General features: G+C 33.3%; 17 protein-coding genes and 1 pseudogene. 3 read left to right on the top strand and 15 right to left on the bottom strand.

Annotation, left to right across the window (positions count from 1 at the left end):
• Positions 1–432: 432 nt before the first annotated feature.
• Together FHX64_RS06555 and FHX64_RS06560 are read left to right on the top strand one after the other, a co-directional pair.
• The gene (locus FHX64_RS06555) at positions 433–1,263 is read left to right on the top strand and encodes an IS5 family transposase (protein WP_183411862.1); all 831 of its coding nucleotides are present in this window, start codon (positions 433–435) and stop codon (positions 1,261–1,263) included.
• A 246-nt stretch (positions 1,264–1,509) separates the two neighbouring features.
• The gene (locus tag FHX64_RS06560; RefSeq protein ID WP_183412986.1) at positions 1,510–3,018 is read left to right on the top strand and encodes a capsule assembly Wzi family protein; all 1,509 of its coding nucleotides are present in this window, start codon (positions 1,510–1,512) and stop codon (positions 3,016–3,018) included.
• 207 nt (positions 3,019–3,225) lie between these two features.
• On the opposite strand, the gene FHX64_RS06565 is transcribed toward FHX64_RS06560, so the two are convergent.
• From FHX64_RS06565 to FHX64_RS06610, 10 genes are all read right to left on the bottom strand, one after another.
• Positions 3,226–4,329, bottom strand: coding sequence for a DUF1972 domain-containing protein (locus FHX64_RS06565; RefSeq protein WP_183412987.1), 1,104 nt, complete (start codon positions 4,327–4,329; stop codon positions 3,226–3,228).
• A gap of 43 nt (positions 4,330–4,372) precedes the next feature.
• Positions 4,373–5,497: a glycosyltransferase family 4 protein gene (locus FHX64_RS06570; protein ID WP_183412988.1), complete on the bottom strand. Its 1,125-nt coding sequence runs from the start codon at positions 5,495–5,497 to the stop codon at positions 4,373–4,375.
• 18 nt (positions 5,498–5,515) lie between these two features.
• Entirely contained in the window at positions 5,516–6,364 is an 849-nt protein-coding gene (locus FHX64_RS06575) for a glycosyltransferase family 2 protein (RefSeq protein WP_183412989.1), read from the bottom strand.
• A complete protein-coding gene (locus FHX64_RS06580; RefSeq protein WP_183412990.1) occupies positions 6,342–7,100 on the bottom strand; it encodes a glycosyltransferase family 2 protein in 759 nt (252 codons plus the stop codon). The genes FHX64_RS06575 and FHX64_RS06580 overlap by 23 nt, the downstream gene beginning before the upstream one ends.
• 22 nt (positions 7,101–7,122) lie before the next feature.
• Positions 7,123–8,361 (bottom strand): hypothetical protein, encoded by a 1,239-nt coding sequence (locus tag FHX64_RS06585; protein ID WP_183412991.1) that lies wholly within the window; start codon positions 8,359–8,361, stop codon positions 7,123–7,125.
• Between the two features lie 263 nt (positions 8,362–8,624).
• Positions 8,625–9,098 carry a transposase gene (locus tag FHX64_RS06590; protein ID WP_183412992.1) on the bottom strand — a complete coding sequence of 158 codons (474 nt, stop codon included), beginning with the start codon at positions 9,096–9,098 and terminating at the stop codon, positions 8,625–8,627.
• Between the two features lie 745 nt (positions 9,099–9,843).
• Positions 9,844–10,599: a hypothetical protein gene (locus tag FHX64_RS06595; protein WP_183412993.1), complete on the bottom strand. Its 756-nt coding sequence runs from the start codon at positions 10,597–10,599 to the stop codon at positions 9,844–9,846.
• A gap of 135 nt (positions 10,600–10,734) precedes the next feature.
• Positions 10,735–11,967 (bottom strand): glycosyltransferase family 4 protein, encoded by a 1,233-nt coding sequence (locus FHX64_RS06600; RefSeq protein WP_183412994.1) that lies wholly within the window; start codon positions 11,965–11,967, stop codon positions 10,735–10,737.
• A 22-nt stretch (positions 11,968–11,989) separates the two neighbouring features.
• On the bottom strand, positions 11,990–12,289 hold the full coding sequence (locus tag FHX64_RS06605; protein WP_183412995.1) for a hypothetical protein: 300 nt from the start codon (positions 12,287–12,289) through the stop codon (positions 11,990–11,992).
• 163 nt (positions 12,290–12,452) lie between these two features.
• Positions 12,453–13,727 carry an IS4 family transposase gene (locus FHX64_RS06610; RefSeq protein WP_183411908.1) on the bottom strand — a complete coding sequence of 425 codons (1,275 nt, stop codon included), beginning with the start codon at positions 13,725–13,727 and terminating at the stop codon, positions 12,453–12,455.
• Between the two features lie 285 nt (positions 13,728–14,012).
• Between FHX64_RS06610 and FHX64_RS06615 the strand changes: the two are divergent.
• Positions 14,013–14,843, top strand: a pseudogene (locus FHX64_RS06615) (transposase).
• A 46-nt stretch (positions 14,844–14,889) separates the two neighbouring features.
• Here FHX64_RS06615 and FHX64_RS06620 read toward each other — a convergent pair.
• Genes FHX64_RS06620 through FHX64_RS06640 form a run of 5 tightly spaced genes read right to left on the bottom strand, consistent with a single transcriptional unit; the run spans position 14,890 to position 20,062 of the window.
• Complete coding sequence (locus tag FHX64_RS06620) at positions 14,890–15,900, bottom strand: glycosyltransferase family 2 protein (RefSeq protein ID WP_183412996.1); 1,011 nt, start codon at positions 15,898–15,900, stop codon at positions 14,890–14,892.
• Positions 15,893–17,248 (bottom strand): lipopolysaccharide biosynthesis protein, encoded by a 1,356-nt coding sequence (locus FHX64_RS06625; RefSeq protein WP_183412997.1) that lies wholly within the window; start codon positions 17,246–17,248, stop codon positions 15,893–15,895. Before FHX64_RS06625 ends, FHX64_RS06620 begins: the two co-directional genes overlap by 8 nt.
• Positions 17,249–17,263: 15 nt before the next feature.
• Complete coding sequence (locus FHX64_RS06630) at positions 17,264–18,190, bottom strand: transketolase family protein (RefSeq protein ID WP_183412998.1); 927 nt, start codon at positions 18,188–18,190, stop codon at positions 17,264–17,266.
• Entirely contained in the window at positions 18,187–19,020 is an 834-nt protein-coding gene (locus FHX64_RS06635; RefSeq protein WP_183412999.1) for a transketolase, read from the bottom strand. Before FHX64_RS06635 ends, FHX64_RS06630 begins: the two co-directional genes overlap by 4 nt.
• The gene (locus FHX64_RS06640; protein WP_183413000.1) at positions 19,010–20,062 is read right to left on the bottom strand and encodes an NAD-dependent epimerase/dehydratase family protein; all 1,053 of its coding nucleotides are present in this window, start codon (positions 20,060–20,062) and stop codon (positions 19,010–19,012) included. The genes FHX64_RS06635 and FHX64_RS06640 overlap by 11 nt, the downstream gene beginning before the upstream one ends.
• Positions 20,063–20,068 lie beyond the last annotated feature (6 nt).

Raw genomic sequence — 20,068 nt, forward strand, 5'->3', positions numbered from 1 at the left:
CTTTGGTTAAAGGGGACGAGCGGAGCGGGTGGGGTTGGAGGACTCAAATAACTGAATGACAGAGCAACAGAATAACTGATAAAACAGCACGAAGTTAAAGAAGATACAGGAAGTTAGGGAAGTTAGAACCCTCAATCCCTCGATCCTTCAATCTTTCCGGGGACGAGCGGAGCGGAGGGGTTGAAAAGTGAATAACTGAATAACCGAATTACTGAAAATTTGCCCGACTGTCAGATAAAGCCTTATGTCAACGATATTCAGGCATGGACAGCTTGTTTACTTTCAACTTTACCCCTTAAACTTTCAACTGCTGTTTGTTGTTTCTCTATAAACTTTACACCGAATTCGTCTTGACTTTTACAAGCTTTAAATACTAAAAAAAGGGAAGAGCCGTTTTATGAAAAGCAAAACTATAAAACACCACTCTTCCCCATGTACTTAGTACTCGACAAAGATACAATAAATAAAGAAATAGTGCCATTCATCCCTGTACCCAAGAGAGGGTTCAGGACAAAGTGTGATATCGCCGAGATTGTTAACTGCATATTGTACAAATTAAAAACAGGTTGTCAATGGCATATGTTGCCCGTTAAAAGTTTATTTTCTAATGTCGTATTGCATTATAAGACTGTTTTCGGTTATTTTCGTACATGGTGTAAATCAGGAGTGTTACAACAAATCTGGTTTGGTTTATTGAATAAATACAGAGCCTCATTGGACATGTCCAGTGTTGATTTGGATGGCAGCCATACCCCCGCATTACGTGGAGGAGAACAGGTTGCTTATCAGGGTCGGAAGAAAAGGAAGACTACCAATGCTCTTTATCTTACAGACAGACAAGGTATCCCATTGGCCATATCAGACCCGATAGAAGGGAATCACAATGATTTACATCAAATTAAAGAACGTTTTACCGACATTATTGATTCGCTGAATAACTCCGATATAAGAGTTGATGGTCTTTTTCTTAATGCCGATGCAGGTTTTGACTCTGCGGAGTTCAGAGAATTCTGTTCTTCCCATGAAATAATACCCAACATCGCTATTAACTGGCGTAACGCAGCACATACGGATGATATATTCTTCGATGAATTGCTCTATCAGCAACGCTATTGCATAGAAAGAACCAATGCATGGATGGATAGTTTCAGATCTCTATTGAACAGATTTGATGTTACTTGCTCCAGTTGGCAAAGCTTTAACCTTATCGCTTTTATCGTGATACTACTTAAGAAAATTACTAAACAGAAAAAGTCAAGATGACTTCACCTTAAACTTTCAACCGTAATTCTCTTTAGACATTTAAAAATTCTTGATTCTTGATTCTTGCTCTTGGTTCTTGATTCTTGGCTCTATCCAATCTTCCCATAACCTTTCAGCTAGTTTACCTGAAAAAACGTATCTTTGTACCGGTATTCGGTACCCGAATAACACATTTTCATATTACGCTATAAAGCAAAGCCTTCACGTATTCAAAGTCACAGGCAACCTAATTGACCCCTATTCAGTATGAAGATACATCGCCTTATCCCCGCATTAATTGTTTTTGCAGCCTTCTGCAACACAACAGCCCAGACACAACATATAACCTATAACACTGAGTTTTCCACCAACGTGGGATCCGGCGGGTATGCTCCCTTCTGGCTGATCACCAACAAAGACGGCATTCCCGATATGCAACCCAACAGCGCATATCTTCGCGCCGGTATCTTTCAAAAAAGCGATACGGTGAAGCGTTTCTCCTATCAATACGGAGTCGATCTGGTAAAAACCACCCACACCTCAGCCATCCTTTTCCCGGAACAATTCTACGTCAACTTGCAATACCACCATGTAGCGCTCCATATCGGCAGCCAGATCCGGAATGACGGACTTCAAAACCGGCTGCTGAGTAGCTGTGGAGGAGGTACCTTGTGGTCTGGCAACGCTCGTCCTTTGCCGGAAGTGGCATTTGTTATCCCCGATTTCATCACTGTGTTTCATCGTATGCCCTGGTTAAAAGCCAAAGCGGAGATCTCCTATGGCTGGTTGGTGGACAACGGATACCAACTACAACCTGCCCATACCCAAAACGAATTTGTCTCGGTGAATGGTTTTTTACATCGTAAAATGGTGGCGTTACAGTTTAAGGGAAAGTCTCCCTGGAGCTTTACCGCTTTGGGGGAGGTAGATGTGGAGTTTGGGGGGAATCAGATTACCTATGCCAATGGACAAATAGTTTCAAATTTTCATAATGCTGCGGATCTGAAACACTTCCTCATGGTAATGATCCCATTTAAGGGAGATAAATCAGCGCCTGGTGTAGATCAGGCATGGTTTTATGGCAATTATGTAGGCGATTGGCAGGGCAGGTTAACCTACGATATGGGGAATAAGGGCCAGCTTCATGCCTATCTGGACAATTATTTCGAAGATTCTTCCGGACTTTGGAAGCTAAACGGGCTGGATGGCCTGTGGGGAATAGAATATGATGCTGTCGGGAAGAAGTTGATTAGTGGAGTAGTAGTGGAATATTACCAATCTACCAACCAAAGCGGACCGATTATGTTTCGTCCGGCAGATTATAATTACAAAACCAATCTAAAATATTGGACCTATGGCGATGATAATTATTATAATCACAGTTTTTATATCGGTTGGTCCAACTATGGACGGGCGATAGGCTCACCTATAGTTACATCCCCTATTTACAACCAAGACGGAAATTTGACATTCGAGGATAACCGCGTACGGGCCTACCATATCGGCCTCATGGGCTATTTATCCAATGATTGGTCTGACCGGCTACTGGCTACCTACCGGGAAGGATTTGGCACAATGAGCACTCCTTTTATCAATCCACAACAGGGCTTTTCCGGCATGCTCGAAGTCAATTATACCCCTCACCAACTCAAAGGATTTTCCGTGTCTGCTGCGGCTGCATTTGATAGAGGAGCGCTGACGGGCAACAACTGGGGCTGTAATCTTACACTAAAGCAAAACGGTATATTGGATTGGTTCAGAAAAACAGAAAAGTAATACCACTTTGCCGAGACCGATCTTCATTGTCATATAATAAAGGCCAAACAATGAGATATCATTATGATTTTGTAGATAATATCTTGGAAGGCTACACTCATTCATACTCACATTGATTAAACTAAACAAGTATCAAATCTTATAAGCGAACCAACGCATCTGCACATCTCAATTATTAATATTATCAATTTACTCTAGGATCTGGACTTAAGATTGATCTTTTATTCCTTTAAAAAAATATTCATATTGATCAATGATATTCTTCCAACTATAAATATTAGCTATTTTGTGTAGATTATGTTCAATATAATGCTGAAGCTGAGTTTTCATGGTATTATTAATGATATTTGTTAAAGTTTTGGAATCAGAAAAAGCAAATCCATCTTCATTAACAATCGCTCTGTTAAATTCATTATCATGATAACAGATGAGGGCTGATGACCCCATCGCTTCGAGTAATGAAGGGTTAGTTCCACCTACGGAGTGACCGTGAAAATAGAGATTGGAGAAATATCTCAAGTTATTCAGGGTTCTTTGATCGTAAATAGCTCCAATAAAACGGATACGTTTATCTACATTATTATATTGGTTAAACATGCGTAGCCCAAATTTATTATGTTTGTAATTACCCACAAGAAGAAGTTGTCTATGAGTTATAGATTGCACATAAGCTTGTAATATCATTTCAATATTATTTTCCGGTTCAAAACGTGCAACTAACATATCATATTCATAAACTTGGACATCAAAAGTTTTTATCTCATCTTGATTTGCATCTATAAAAATAAAACTACCGTAGGGTAGATAGGTAGATTTAACATTATATGTATTTTTTAAATATGTTTGTATCCCTTTAGAATCAGCAATTAAATAACTACTATTTCTTACAGCAAGCTTTTCTGCAAATCTAAGAAACAATTTCACTTTCTTAGAATATTTATTGCGTTTCCACTCTAGTCCATCCATATTTGTTATAACAAAGGGCTTGCTTTTGCAGAATATTCCTTGCCAAATAGAGCTACTTCCATATCCAAGCATATATACAAAATCAAAATCTCTTTTACGCGCATCTAATATGCATAAAAAATCATAAATAAATTGACCTATGGTTCCAATTCTATTTTCAGGATCATATTTATGTATTAGTTGTACTCCATTATACAGGTGGCTTTTATATAAATGGGATCCAGAACAATATACAGTGACTTCATGCCCTTTTTGTACCAGACCTTGCGATAATATATCAGCAAATTGTTCAAAGCCCCCATAATTATTTGGTATTCCTCTTGTCCCCAGAATGGCTATTTTCATATTTTTTTATCTTCACATAGACAACAACATTTTTGTGTCATATCTATTTTGTACATAATATAAAATCAATAATTGTATTATAGCAAACAAACACATGCTTTTCATCATAAACGTTAATCGCAAGTTGACGGCCCTTAATCCCCATCTCCTCTCTCTCAGATTGAGACATTTTACAAATTTTCATCATTGCATCGACCAAAGAGCCAACGCACTTTTGTTTTACCAAAAAACCAGTTTCACCATCAATAACCATTTCTCTACAACCTTTATTATCTGTAGTAATAATAGGAACACCTATTGACAAAGCTTCCATAAGCGATCTATTCATACCTTCATTATAATATGATGGCAAAACAAAACAATCACTTGACTGCATTTTTTCAAGAACATTAGTAATACGACCTTCATAAATAATTACTCCGCAATTATGGTCATTCATAACTACATCTTTGGGTACCGCAGATGGATGGCCATTATCTATTTCACCACATAAAATAAATTCTGCAGAAGGGAATTTAATCTTAACCATTCTTGCCGCCTCCACATACTCTGAATAACCCTTTTGATATAAAAGACGTGAAATCATTAAAAAGACAAGATGATTATTTTGATTTTTGTCTGAATTTGGTTTATAAAAATCTGTATCTAGGCCTTCTCCACTTTCATATAGAACAGATTTCTTCTCTGGAACAACTTGTTTTGAAATTAAAAAGCGTCTATCATCTTCATTTAAAAAAACTGTTTTAACAGAAAAACGAAGTGCATATTTTAGCACTAGCCTCATTATTTTATTAATAAGCGAGTCTTCAGTAAGGATGTTACTCAACCCTGCAAATATCGAAACAGAAAATATGTGATTTAATTTTGCTGCTAGATTACCAAATAAAATAGGTTTTATCGTGTAATGAAAAATCACGTCTGGCTTAATTCTATGGTATATTTTACACAGGGATATAAAATATTGAATATTTACATAAATACTAGTAGTAGTTCTATTTAATTTGATGGGAATAAATTCCACTCCCTGGATAGAATTATCTTCAAGATCATTAGTCTCTGGAGCCACAACGACAACCTTATATCCTTGATTCAATAAATTTTTAATTACCCCTCCCCTAAAATGATATAACGCCCACAAATGATTATCCGAAAATAAAATAGTTGCCATTTTACTATAAATACAGCATTAATAATTCGCAATACAATTAAACAATCTCAACATATTTAGTTTTATTTTGTAATACATATATACAAATACATTTATCTTAAATCTATAGGCATTTAATTCTTTTTTAAGAAATGGCATCAAATACACAATCTTTAAAAATCTCTTCAGCATATACTTAGCATCAACATGCTTAGAGCCGATACTATTATTACTATGCTGACGATATAAGATAGTTGCACTATTGACAAATTGACATTTCCCGTAATAGGCTATATTTGTTGCTATCCAATGATCATGCGTCAGAAACAAGGGCATTGGTAGTATGTATTCTTTAGCTATTTTATTTACCATCATAGTACAACCGGCAACTACACTTAGCGCTAACATTTCATAATAATTTGGTGATCGTATTGAAAATAAGCGATGTGTATTTACAAATGACTCAGAGATTAAGTGTAAATTTTGATCTACCTCTTTTAAATCTGTATAAACTAACAATGGAACAGTAGGATATTGTATCTCCATTGTTCTCATTTCTTTATAGGTAATATAGATCTTATCAGGCAACCAAACATCGTCTTGATCACAAAACATAATATAATCACTAGTAGAACTTTCAAGAAGTGCAGAAAATGAGAATGTTGATCCTAAATGACCCTTCTTGTCTTTAAGAAGTAAAATTTTATAGGGATTCTGCTTAATAAACTCATTTATAATTTTAATCGTATTGTCGGTTGATCCATCATCTCTAATAATAATTTGCCAATTGGTGTATGTTTGGTTAAAAATAGAATATAATTGTTCTCTTATATATTGTTCTCCATTAAATGAGGCTAATACAATATCAATTTTCGCGTCCAATCCCATAAATCAACATTTTAACATATACAACAAAATGATAATATACATTACACAGTAGATATTCTATTTTATGCATAAATTTCTTTCCAAAATAATTATTCTTTATAATAAAAGCCTCATGTAGGGATTCTGAAATTAAATGATTACTTATGCCTCCGAAACGCATATTTGAAATTAACACATTAGACATTTTAAAATTCACACCTGATAAATAACATCTTAAAATGAAGTCATAATCCATAAGTACTCTTATATTTTCATCATATAACCCTATTTTATGATAAATTTCTTTTGGACAAAACATACCTGGATGCCAAATAGTCATTTGTAATTTAATATTATCAAGAGTGCTACTTTTTATTTTATAATGAGTTGAATTATTCCACAATTTGACATTTCCGCAAATAATGGTATTGGAATTTACGTAATTATTTATGATTTTTTCAATAGCATCAGTCTCATACCAATCGTCTGAATTGACCAACCCAATAACTTTACCTTTAGCTAATCGAATACCTTTATTAAATGCATCTGAAATTCCATTATCTTTTTCCGATACCCAATAGGCCAATCTATCTTGATATTTTTTAATGATTTCAACTGTTGAATCAGTAGAACCTCCATCTATAATTATATATTCTATATTCTTATAAGTTTGTTCAAGTACACTGTTAATTGTTTTTTCAATAAACATTTCACCATTATACACTATGGTTATTATTGAAACTAAAACATTCTCCATATTAGGTTTGTTTTACGTATTGTCATTTTACACAATAATTATCATCAACTAAAGGTTTCTTATTATATATTTTAATATTTCTTTTGCCAAATACTAAAGTAGAAATTACAAAAATATAAAAGAATGCGGTATCTGTCAATCCTTCGCTCATGTTTGCAACAATAACCAAAAGCAAGAAATAAGAAGCATACTTCGATGAAGGAAAAAATTTAGATTTATAAAATAAATAGTATATATAAATTCCAATAAATAATCCCCAATTAAGTAATAGCCCTAAAAAACCATTAGTTAAACCTCCAGGTATTGAGCCATATTTGTATGGCAAAAACGGAGAATTAGCACCCCAAAAGGCTTCTTCAATATTATTAAATTCTATGTTATCTATAAGTGAATGTACATTAAAATCCACCCCAACTAAAGGATGTAGCATAAGTAATTTAAATTCTACATATGTATTAGAAAACCGTATCAAACCAGATAAATTAGTTGTCAATTTAGAATAAATCGCATTGGATAGAACTGGCATAAAAAACATCACTATAATACTTATAAAAACAATACTATAATTCATTCTAGCCATTTTTCTATTTATATTCATAAAAAACAAAGCATTAATCATCAGCAATACAAAGCCAGTTGATGATATAGTAAAAACCACTACAACTACGATCCACATTAAGTGCTTTAATTTTTTCCCATTGTAAATACTAATAAATAAAAATACATTTGCAAGAAATTGCAATGTACCAGGCTCCCAGAATAAGCCAGTAATCCTAGGAAACCCATCATTGGGAATAAAATAATAAAATAGATAATATATAGTTACATAAGGCATTCCATTTAATAAGAAGGGGCGAATTAATGGATGTAAAATTATAAACACAAAGATCGAAATAAAAGCATGTATTATAAACAAGCGCAGTGTAACGTATAAATCGATTAACATCTGCTGAGGTTGCCCTATATATGATAATGAGAACATATAAGAAGCTACCATGATTAATACAGTATTTAATGTTGATTCTACAGAACCATTTTTAGAATATTGAAGTATAGAAAAAATTATTATTAAGCCTGCAAATAACAACAAACCATATATTCTTATTTTTTTTACATATCTTAAATTAAATACAATTACTAAACAAAGCAACAAAGAGCCCAACCCTTGAAAAAACCTGATGCCACAAGTTTCTATTAAAATACATGAAAGAGAGAATATTTGCAGATATCTCGAATGTAAGAAATCACTTGTTTTAGACATATAAATAATATCTAATGTTCATTGAACAGAAAATAAATGATCATCCATTATTGTAATTTAGTAGTTCCAAATTATATCTATTTATGTCTCGTCATTGTCCCCCAATTGTTGAGCGACGAACATAAATATCAATGATCCATATATACATTAGTAGTACCCTAGTGCATTTAGATCACGAGGGACTTGATTAGATTCATATTACGATTTAATAATTTGTTTATCACTTCACTAGTGTCCACTAAAAAAACAGCACTGTATAAATATTAAAAAGCAAATAAACTTGGTTCACTTGAACCGCATCGTTCATTGAAATTGTTGAAGTTAGATTTGTTGAGCAAATCATTTATATTGGTTTTGTCCGTTAGTGACATGTCGAGAATCTGAAGCATTTCGTAGATGGAGCATTCCCGCTTCAAGCCATGATGCATTATTGCCACAAGGCAGTAAGCGGTAATTGCTGAGTATATCTGGATTCGGACAGCATTTTCAGTTACGCCCCAAAACTTTTGGATATTGAGATGCTGCTTCAGCCATTTGAAAAACAACTCAATCTGCCATCTGTTCTTGTAAAGAAGTACAACTTGCAAAGCATCAAGACTTAAAGCATTGGTTAGGAAGGTGAACCCTCGGTCTTGTTCTTCGTCATAGAAGACAATCCTTCGTAAGGGCTTCGGATAATGCTTTTCACTCGTGTATCCTGTGAATATCAATACAAAGATAAATTGAAATCGTCGCACCCAGAAATCGCTGCAACTATCTAATTTTCAATATTTTCAAAGATATTTTTCGATTTTTTAGTGAACACTAATGTTATCATTTAAATAATAGTCAAAACGGTGATATTCGACAGTATTCCGTTTTTATAACCATCAAAGGATTTAGCGTAATTGTCACCGTTCATAAATTGATCGCAAAGCTGTGAAAACAGAGTCTCAATACATTTTATCGTTTTTCTCAACATATAAAAGAGCTTGTTAAGATATCTTCTTTACAAACCGTAGTTCGTGAAGATCAACTTGACTTACAAATTTCCAAAGGTATGTTATCAATGATAAAACAGATTTCTGAGCCAGTCAACTTTTTCGCTATTGCTTTGCGGATACGTTCTTTTTACAAAAAACAGCATTCGTCTACGACTATTATAAATACTACGTTCAATCTCCCAGTGATTCAGGAATAATTCTAAATAGCTTATTTTCAGAATTAATACCTAAATATTCTGCCGTCAAATCCATTGAAATTGATTTCATGTCGCATAAGCGTGGACAACGAATTTGATTCAGAAAATTTCTTTTTGGCTCAAATTGCTTTACTATCTCGGAATTTTCTCGTACTTTGTTATAAAGTTGTTCATGTATTTATCAGATGGGTAACCAAATAAATATACGGATTTTATCCGAAATGGACAACTTTTCCAGTTTTAAATTACAAATGCACTACTGATATATTTAGTTCATATATAGAATAAGTCATCAAACAAATCTAAACAAACAACAACTTATATATTTTATTTAACAATCTAGTATAAACACGCAAGCATAACCATATAATAGATTTTGGGAAAGAAGGCGAATCATGCTCTTCAAATGAAAGGGTATGATACCCTAAATTTGATAAAATATTGATCTTTTTAAATGTGATTAAACGATGATACACAAGTCCTGCATGACGATACGTCTTTAAGGACTGAATCTTATAAATAAGCGGATAATAATTAAGCACATATGTTCCGTAAGTCTCAAACTCAGAAAACCCATTAGGCTGATCTTTATCAACTGCATTGATTATTTTCTCATACCAAACTTCCCCTAATACATTGAATCTCTCTATATCAGAAATCATACTCTTTACAATTGGCACATTAAAGATCATATGCTCTGCAATAAAAGAATAATCATTTGTTTTCTCCAAACCAAGAATATGATAAATAGTGTCAAAGTATGGTTTATGATACTCAGATGTTTTAGTAAAAAAAAGACTTGATTCATCCTTAAATCTAATAAAATTCACTGGAATCGTATCAGCATCCCAGACTAAATAATTTTCTTTGGGGTAAGGTGTTAATGCAAAGCCTAATTTCATAAACTGTTGAAAATACCAACCAATATTATAAGGAGGGTTCAAATGATTTTCGATCATTTTTTTTATTTCTCCAAAAGTAAGACCTGGAACTAATTTATCTTCATCAAGAACAATAACATTATTGATAGAGCAAAATTTATGTGAAAAATGATGCATTTGGTGCGATTTTGTTATTACATATATTTTATCGTGTTTAATATATAAATTAATGTAGTAAATTACCTTTTTTACGATCACACAATGATTTGGACCCACAACTATAACAATATCAACATCCATCGTAGTAGAACATTATTTTAAGTTTAACACAGAATCGTATACCACAATTAAATCTTTTAGAATAGAAGCTGGATTATGCCTGCTTTTTGCTATTTTTCGTTCGTTAGCACCCATTTTCATTGATAATTCATGATCGCACGCAATTCTTATTATCTGTGTAGCCATATAATAAGGATCGTTTGCGGGGACCAAAATACCGGACAAATTATCCTCAATTAGACTAGAAACACCACCAACATTTGTTGCTATTATGGGGATACCAATCATTTGAGCCTCACAAATACTATTAGGGCTATTCTCAATATAAGATGTATGTACAAAAAGATCTGAATCATATAATTCAGAAATTAGTGCTTCAGCAGTGACAATTCCTTTCAAAATCACATGAATATTTTTTGCTTTTAACCCCGTTTGTTTCTCAGCAAAAAAACAGTCATTTACACCAAAAATATTCCATTCAAATTCAAGTTTCGTATATTTCATCAATATATTAGCACTTTTAAGTACTAAATCCAAACCTTTATAGGATGCTTCAGATAAAACAGAAGAAATAATAATTTTTTTATGAACATGAGGTTGCCAATCACTTGTATTATAAAAAGGTTGCCTAAGGACTTCACTGCAATAGAAATAAAAAGAATCAGGTGCTAACAATTTCGAGACACTCTTATCCCAGAGTGTTCGACCAATAATGAATTTGCAGTTTTGAAGAATATCAATTTCTCGTTTTGAATTATGTTTCCACCATCGCAATATTTGTATATTTTTTATTATTTTTGTAATTCCACTGCCATTTTGATTAATAAAACTATATCTAGAACCGGAACCGAAGAAAGTATTCAGATAAGGATTAAGGATTCCTTGTAAATGAATTACAACTGGAATATCAGTGTATTTTCCAATTAATCCAAAACTTATTTCAGTACCCCAGACATGAATAATATCTGGATTAAAATCAACAAGTATTTTTTGGATCCACTTAGTTTCAATATTATCATAGAACTCATACAATAGATGATGTTTAATTTTTTTTAACTTAGAGTCATATAAATTTATTGGGTAATATGTTGTATTATTGATTTTAACCCTGAAGCAATCATCATTATAAAAGAAAGCAATAGCCAATTCAATATCACTTCGTTGAGTAACAATTGACTCTAAAGCACCAATCCACCCTCCATTATTATAACCTACCCGATGTTGGGAGTACAAAGAAGGATTTCCACTTAACCAAAGAATTTTCATAGAATTATTAACTATTGTTATGCTAGTTTATAAATGACGGATAAAGTCTTTTTAGTTTCACCCACGCATCTTTATTTGTAAATTGCCAATTGATTTTAGCATTTTTATTATTTCGATATTCTTGCCATGCTTCAACTTCATTTTTTACTTTCTCAATTGTAGCAATATGACGATTCAACATTGTCCGTTTAGTACATGTAATTCTATCTCTGCCATGTTTGGGTATAAAAACAAACTCAAATCGATCCCATATCCTTTTTGCCTCTTCCGATTCAAACTCCTCATAGAATACAGAAGCATCGTACGTTTTGAAGTTGTCCATTACCAGTTTTATCTTTTTTGCATGGGATACATCTCACCTACAATTCGTTTTGCAAATTTAGCCCAGTCTTTTTTTGTCTTATATTCAGTGACTTCGACTATTCTATTTCCCTTTAATGGCTCGTTTGCAATAAATATATCAATGTCGTTTAATTAAGGTGAAGCTATAATCTTTTGTAATTCATGGAGTAAAGTTTTTTGGGCTTTTTCTTTCGTTCGTTACTACGTCCCGGACGGATGACTTCTCTGGTTTTTTCAACCACTGAATCGAATGCCTGCATTGCTTTTTCAAATTGTTGTTTAAGCAGTAGTGGTATCAGAATATTTTGAGTCATTGATAAAGCATTTGTTTGATTAATCTGTTGATTGTATTTTCTTTGTTCATCAGCCTTGTATTCTTCTCTTACTTTTTCGTCAATGGGATGCGCGTAAATAGCACAAAGACTCATTAAAAAGATTTTTGCATGAAAATCTTGCCTTACCGCTATGGCTGTTTTACCTGAGAAATCTTCTAATTCTATTCTGCTTTTTAGCAACTTATATGCTTCTTCTACTCCCCAGCGAAGATGATACAATTCATCAAAATCTTCGTATTTATATTTTTCTGCATCTATCAAAGAGGTACACAATATCTCTTTGCTTCCATCCGGCAAACCTATTTTTACTAAACGGCAGGTGATCGTTGTATCTTGCATGTGGGGATATTCAGCCAACTTCTTTCTGTCTTTTTTTGGCAAGGTAAAAGTTACGATCCTTTCTTTTTCTTCACTTTCGGTAAAATCTTTTACCTTTAACCACCAATCCTCTTTCAAGCGAACACAAAATTCAATCCCCTCGGCCTGAAGTAAAAACAACAACCAGAAACTTGGATAGCCCCGATCAAGTAGCAATAAATCTCCTTTTTTGACTTTGGATAAATGCTTCATTAATAAACTGTTTTCGCTGCTTGAATAAGGTGCTAATTGCCCTTCAATAGTAACCTTGTTCAAAACATCATACAGCACCGATCCCAAAGCCAATGAACGTGGGCTATCTGCTTTGGGACCAAATTCATGCACCCCAAATTCCTCTACCACACTTGGGTGATTCGGCAGCACCAAACGCGTTCCATCGACAGCTAACACCCGATGCTCTTCCCATAAATAATAGGGCGCTTCATCATAAAAAGTATTCACAGCAACTTCATTCAGTCGTTCAAAAGCCCATGGATCCAATTTGGAACGAGCTGTCGAAAAAGCACCTTTTGTTACGGCTCGAATATTAAAATCCGATTGATTAACCGCTTTGAAAAAACCGTCTAATTCTCGTTGTATGGATGACTTAAATGTTATGATCAATACAATTAAATTTTTGAATGTCAGTACTCTATCTCGTGTAAATACTTTTTTAAGGACACCTCGTGAGCGTCCCCTAAACTCTTCGTTATCAAGTTCATACACTATGTTTTTAGATACATTTCCACGGTAATCCGCTTTTTGATTAGTACTTGGGTTACCCCCATTAATATATGGTTTAAAAATACGAAGAAATTCTCACACTACAAAATACAAACAACTTTTTCTTTGAGGTAATTCATTTCCTGTCAGACTCTAAGATGGGTATTCTTAATTAAACGACATTGATAAATATATTATGAATTCGTCTTGACTTTTACAAGCTTTAAATACTAAAAAAAGGAAGAACCGTTTTATGAAAAGCAAAACCATAAAACACCACTCTTCTCCATGTACTTAGTACCCGACAAAGATACAATAAATAAAGAAATAGTGCCATTCATCCCTGTACCCAAGAGAGGGTTCAAAACTAAATGTGATATGGCCGAGATTGTTAACTGCATATTGTACAAATTAAAAACAGGTTGTCAATGGCATATACTGCCAGTTAAAAATTTATTTTCTAATGTCGTATTGCATTATAAGACTGTTTTCGGTTATTTTCGCACATGGTGTAAATCAGGAGTGTTACAACAAATCTGGTGTGGTTTATTGAATAAATACAGAGCCTCATTGGACATGTCCAGTGTTGATTTGGATGGCAGCCATACCCCCGCATTACGTGGAGAAGAACAGGTTGCTTATCAGGGTCGGAAGAAAAGGAAGACTATCAATGCTCTTTATCTTACAGACAGACAAGGGATCCCATTGGCCATATCAGACCCAATAGAAGGGAATCACAATGATTTACATCAAATTAAAGAACGTTTTACCGACATTATTGATTCGCTGAATAACTCCGATATAAGAGTTGATGGCCTTTTGCTTAATGCCAATGCAGGTTTTGACTCTGCGGAGTTCAGATAATTCTGTTCTTCCCATGAAATAATACCCAACATCGCTATTAAATGGCATATCGCAGCACATACGGATGATATATTTTTCGATGAATTGCTCTATCAGCAACGCTATTGCATAGAAAGAACCAATGCATGGATGGATAGTTTCAGATCTCTATTAAACAGATTTGATGTTACTTGTTCCAGTTGGCAAAGCTTTAACCTTGTCGCTTTTATCGTGATATTACTTAAGAAAATTACTAAACAGAAAAAGTCAAGATGACTTCAAAGAAGGAACGCTGTTAATCCAAAGAATTTTCATAGTAATATTAATCATCTAAATACACATCTTTAATACATCTATATTCTCTTCTTGTGAAAAAATAAGTAACATATCGATAAAAATAAAGAATCGCAAAAGGAAATAAGAGTAGAAAACGAAATGGATATCTTAAAATTCGAATATAAAAAGGATGAAAATAAAATCTTCGGAACATAATCTGATCAAAAAGATATATTGATGTCAAAGTGTTATATGAAGGACCATCAGACAGTGTTGCAATCAAACGAAACATTTGTTTTACAGATGGACTGTACATTTTCATTTTTAATGCAAGTTTTTTGCTTAATCCGTGTTTGACTATTGATGGTAATTCAATTATTGAATAATAACCAAGTGACTGAAGAACATGAGACCATTGCCGATCTGGTGAGGGTTTTCCCCAATTTACAATTTGCTCTGCTGAAAAATATGTTTCACTTCTCTCATCTAATGATTGTAATATAATAACTATTTGAGATGCGCATGAATATATATAATGATAAGCAAATCTCAAATTAATTATAACCTCAGGAACTTTGTACACATTACAAGAAATAAAAAGTAGATTAGAATAATCATCAATGCCATCAACAAAACCAGTAAGACCTTTTGATCTAAAAGACTTGTTTCTAAAATATATTTCTGAAGAAAAATTAAAAAACATCACTTCTGGATATAAAATAATATGATTAAATATCTTATTTACAGCATCTAAAATAGGAATATCATCATCTCCTAAAATCCATAAATAAGGACTAGTGCAATATTCAAAACACCTTACGATATTTGCATCTCCTCCTATGTTTATTCTATTGCGAATAAATTCTATATTTATTTTTTTTATATCAGGAATTGTTTCATATAGTACATCTTGCATTATTTCATCAGAATGATTATCAATAATCAATAATTTTACTTTTTCATTCAATTGTGGCAAAAGATGAGTTACATTATTAATGAGAAATTCTTTTCTATTATAAGTTGGAATAGCAATTGTCAGTAGTACTTCGTTATCCATGCCATATTTTTTTACTGTGAATAAATATTCTATATTCCCATATTTTCATCAAACAAATAATTGTCACATAACCAATTACCAAACCATTAACACCAAATTTTCTACCTAAGATAAGGGTTGAAGCTGCCGCCAATATGCCGGTAACAACGGAAGTAATCAAATAAGGTTCTTTCTTGTGGCAACGTAAATAAGTAGCCCACGAAAACACCATTTGATTGACAAAAATGCCAATTCCAAGAATAACAACCAAATGCACGGGCAAAAAACGGCTCCCAATAGAAAACTTAAAATAACGAAGCAATACTATAATACTGATCAATGCCAGTACGCCTAAAAAATTAAGCGATAAAACCTGTTTAAATGTTTTGTTAAATAAATTATCTGCAAACTTAAAGTCACGCTTTGCAAACAATTTGGAAAATGTTGGCACTTTAGTTGTAATCCAGCTCATAGTAAGTCCTGATAGCCCATTAAAAACTGCCATAGTCATCCCCATTTGTCCTGCAACGATAGCTCCCGAAGTTGCAAACAAAACCGGATTAAATAACTGGAAAATAAAATACCCACTGATCCAACTAACGGCAATTTTCCATTGATACGGAAAAATTTCTTGTTTATAATTGATGTGCCATCTTCCTAACAGTTTCCAAATACGTAATAGTGTAATTCTAAATTCAGAAAAAGCTAATAGGACCAAAGCTATCAATAAAGATACAGTTCCGGCTACAGGTGCGGAATACAAATGCCCTCCAAAATACAACAATATCCATAAAACAATTAGATTAACAGACTGCTGGATCAATCTTAATTTAGCCATCTCTTTTACTTTTCCTAATCCTTGAATAAAGGAAAAAATAGGAATTACAATAAATGCCAGACATGTATTAAAAACCAAAATGATCCATGGGTACTTCCATTCAACATTTGAGTTATGGCTATATTTGCTAAAAAATAGATAACCGGCGATCATTAAGACCACAAATAAGCCGATACTTAAAGTTGAAAACCATCGAATACAAAAATGCAATAAACTGGAGAGCCTGGATTGGGCTTTTTGTTCTGTTTCATTTTGCGATATATTGAATGTCGAAATATGTGCTGTTTCATGAGCAGCATATTGAGTAATAATAGTATCAAATCCCAGTTGGAAAAATACCTGAATAGCTAGAATGCTACCAAAAGTATAATAAAAACCTTGTTCCTCTTTTGTTAAAAATAAAGCTATAAGAGAAAGCGAAACAATGCTTCCCGCAGCCTGAATTAAATTACCGCCTATTGTAAATCCGATAGCTTTATCAATGCCAATTTTGGATGATATAAAGTATTTTATTTTTCTTAGCCCTTCCACAAAATATAAAGCTTACTAACAATTAATACACTTAAAATCTTCTATATGCAACTCAAGCCCGGCTTGTTGCCGTAAATAGCCTTGTGATCCAGCTACTGAAGCAAAACAATCTTGAATTCCAATTCTCTTTATAAAAGGAAAGGTTGATAAACTACCTGCCTCTATTAAATCATTAATACTCTCTAAAACAACGGAACCAAAACCGGCTGCTTTTTGATGCTCTTCTATCGTAATAATTTTTTGATGGGTTTTACATATTGCAGCTAATACTTCTATATCAATGGGTTTTGCAAAAGGGAAACTATAAACAGATGCTTTTATATTATTATCTTTAACAAAATCGACTACGTACTTCAACATAGCACCCGTAGATAGAACCGCAACTTTATTTTCTCCTTCTTGTATCTTTAGAATTTCGCCTAATTGAAGATGTTCTATTGGGCCTTTATGCACTAATGGCTCTCCTGCTTTACCAATTCTTATATAGCATGGACCTTGGTAATTACAACAAAATGTTGTAATGGCTTTTGCTTCAAAGGGATCTCCTGGAGCGCATACAACCAAATTAGGAATTGTGCGTAACATTCCTATTTCTTCAGTGGCATGATGGGAAGTCCCTAAAGGGCCATAAGCATATCCACCTCCCACAGCCACAATTTTAACATTAAGATTATGATAACAAATATCGTATCTTATTTGTTCCATACAGCGCAAAGTAGGGAAATTTCCAATCGAATATATGAATACACAATATCCTTCCATTGCAAGCCCAGCGGCAATTCCAGCCATATTTTGTTCTGCTATACCAACATTCAGATACCTTTCAGGAAACCTTTCTGCAAAAGGTTCAATTACACTAAAGCCCAAATCACCCACTAACAAAAATATTTTTTCGTTATGCGTAGCTTCTTCTATTAATTGATTAATAAATGCTGTTCTCATCGTATCTCCAGTTCTTTTATTGCTTCATTATATTGTTCTTCTGATGGTGATTTATAGTGCCATAATAGATTATTCTCCATAAAGGAAATACCTTTCCCTTTAATAGTATTGGCTATTATAACTCTGGGTACCCCTTCTATTTTTTCTCTTGTAAAAGCATTAAAAATTTCAGCATGGTTATGCCCATCAATTTCAATAACATCCCAATTAAAAGCCTTAAATTTTAATTGTAACGGTTCTAATGCAATAACGTCATTCGTATTACCCAAGCTTTGAATTTTGTTGTAATCCACTATTACATTTAAATTATCAAGCTTATGTTGAGGAGCAAACAAAATAGACTCCCAATTAGATCCTTCGTCTAGTTCACCATCACTAATTAAACAATATACTTGCCACAATTCATGTTTCCTTTTTGCCGCAAGCGCAAGTCCACAACTAACAGGTAATGCATGTCCTAAACTTCCTGCTGAAATCTCAATGCCAGAAACATAGTGACTTGTATGAGACAAATAAATACTATCATTTTTACTGTATGTATTCAAATCTTCAATAGGAAAAAATTGCTTTAAGGCTAAAGTTGCGTATAAACTGGTGCAAGCATGACCTTTAGATAATAAAAAACGATCCCTCGCAGGATTAGAAGGATTTGATGGGTCTAACGAGAGTATTTCATTGTATAATACAGCTAAAATATCAACCATGGATAAAGCCCCACCAATATGAGATGCCTTTGCATTAAAAACCATTTGCAGAGTTAATTTGCGAATACTCTTGGCAAAGTCCTCAGTTTTTTGAGGATGATCATCAATTCGTTCTTTAATTTTCATTATAACTTACAATTGTTCTATAAAACCCTGTTTTTATATCAACTTTTGGAGCCCAACCAATATTTTTAATTTTATTTATATTAGGAAGAATCCGATTAATATTAGATGGTATGTATCCTGGAGATGTAAATTGTTTATCCATCTTTAACGAAAGTGATTTTTCGGGGAAGAGATCAATTAAAATTTTTGCTAGATCTTTAACACTATACTCTTCTGAGGGATTACCCACATTATAAGCTTCACCAATAGACCCATTTAACAAAACATAGAAATAACCTAAAACAGCATCTTTTATATAGCAATACGCTCTTTGAGCACATCCATCGCTTTTCATTATAATGTCTTGATTGTTGAGAATATTAAACACAAAGTCTGCAAAAACTCTACCATCATTGGGACTCATCCCTGGTCCATAAGTGTGAAATGGTCTAATTATTTTTACTGGGACATTAAATTGTTTATACCACGAAACACATATGGTTTCTCCCAATCTTTTGCTTTCAGCATAACATGACCTAACATTCATTGGATCAAGATAACCAAAGTCTGTTTCGTCAATTGCATTACTTGTGTTTTTATTTCCATAAACCTCAGCAGAGCTAAAAAAAATGAACATTTCTGTTTGTTGTTCTTTTGCTAGTTTTAAAAGATTAGTTGTTCCTATGACATTAGGATTTATTGTTCCTACAGGATCTATTCCATAGTATTTGGGGCTCGCTTGGCTTGCAGCATGAATTATGATGTCAATTTTATTTGTTATATTAATCGGGTCACAAATATCTTGAACTATAAGACTAAAAAAACTCTCTTTCAAATAATCCTCGAATCGAATATTTGCCTTTTCTTCATTCCTTACAATTGCAAAAATATGGGTATTGAATATTATTTTTTGCTTGATAAGAAATAAAAAGACTTCAATCCAATATGAGGGGAGCATGCCATTTGCACCAGAAATAAGAATATTTTTATTCGATAATTTTGTCCAATCTAGGTTTTCTTGACAAATTTGTTCAATGTCTTCCTGAATAATAGTATTTTTCATAGCCGT

The organism is Microbacter margulisiae (genome assembly GCF_014192515.1).
Classification (GTDB): domain Bacteria; phylum Bacteroidota; class Bacteroidia; order Bacteroidales; family Paludibacteraceae; genus Microbacter; species Microbacter margulisiae.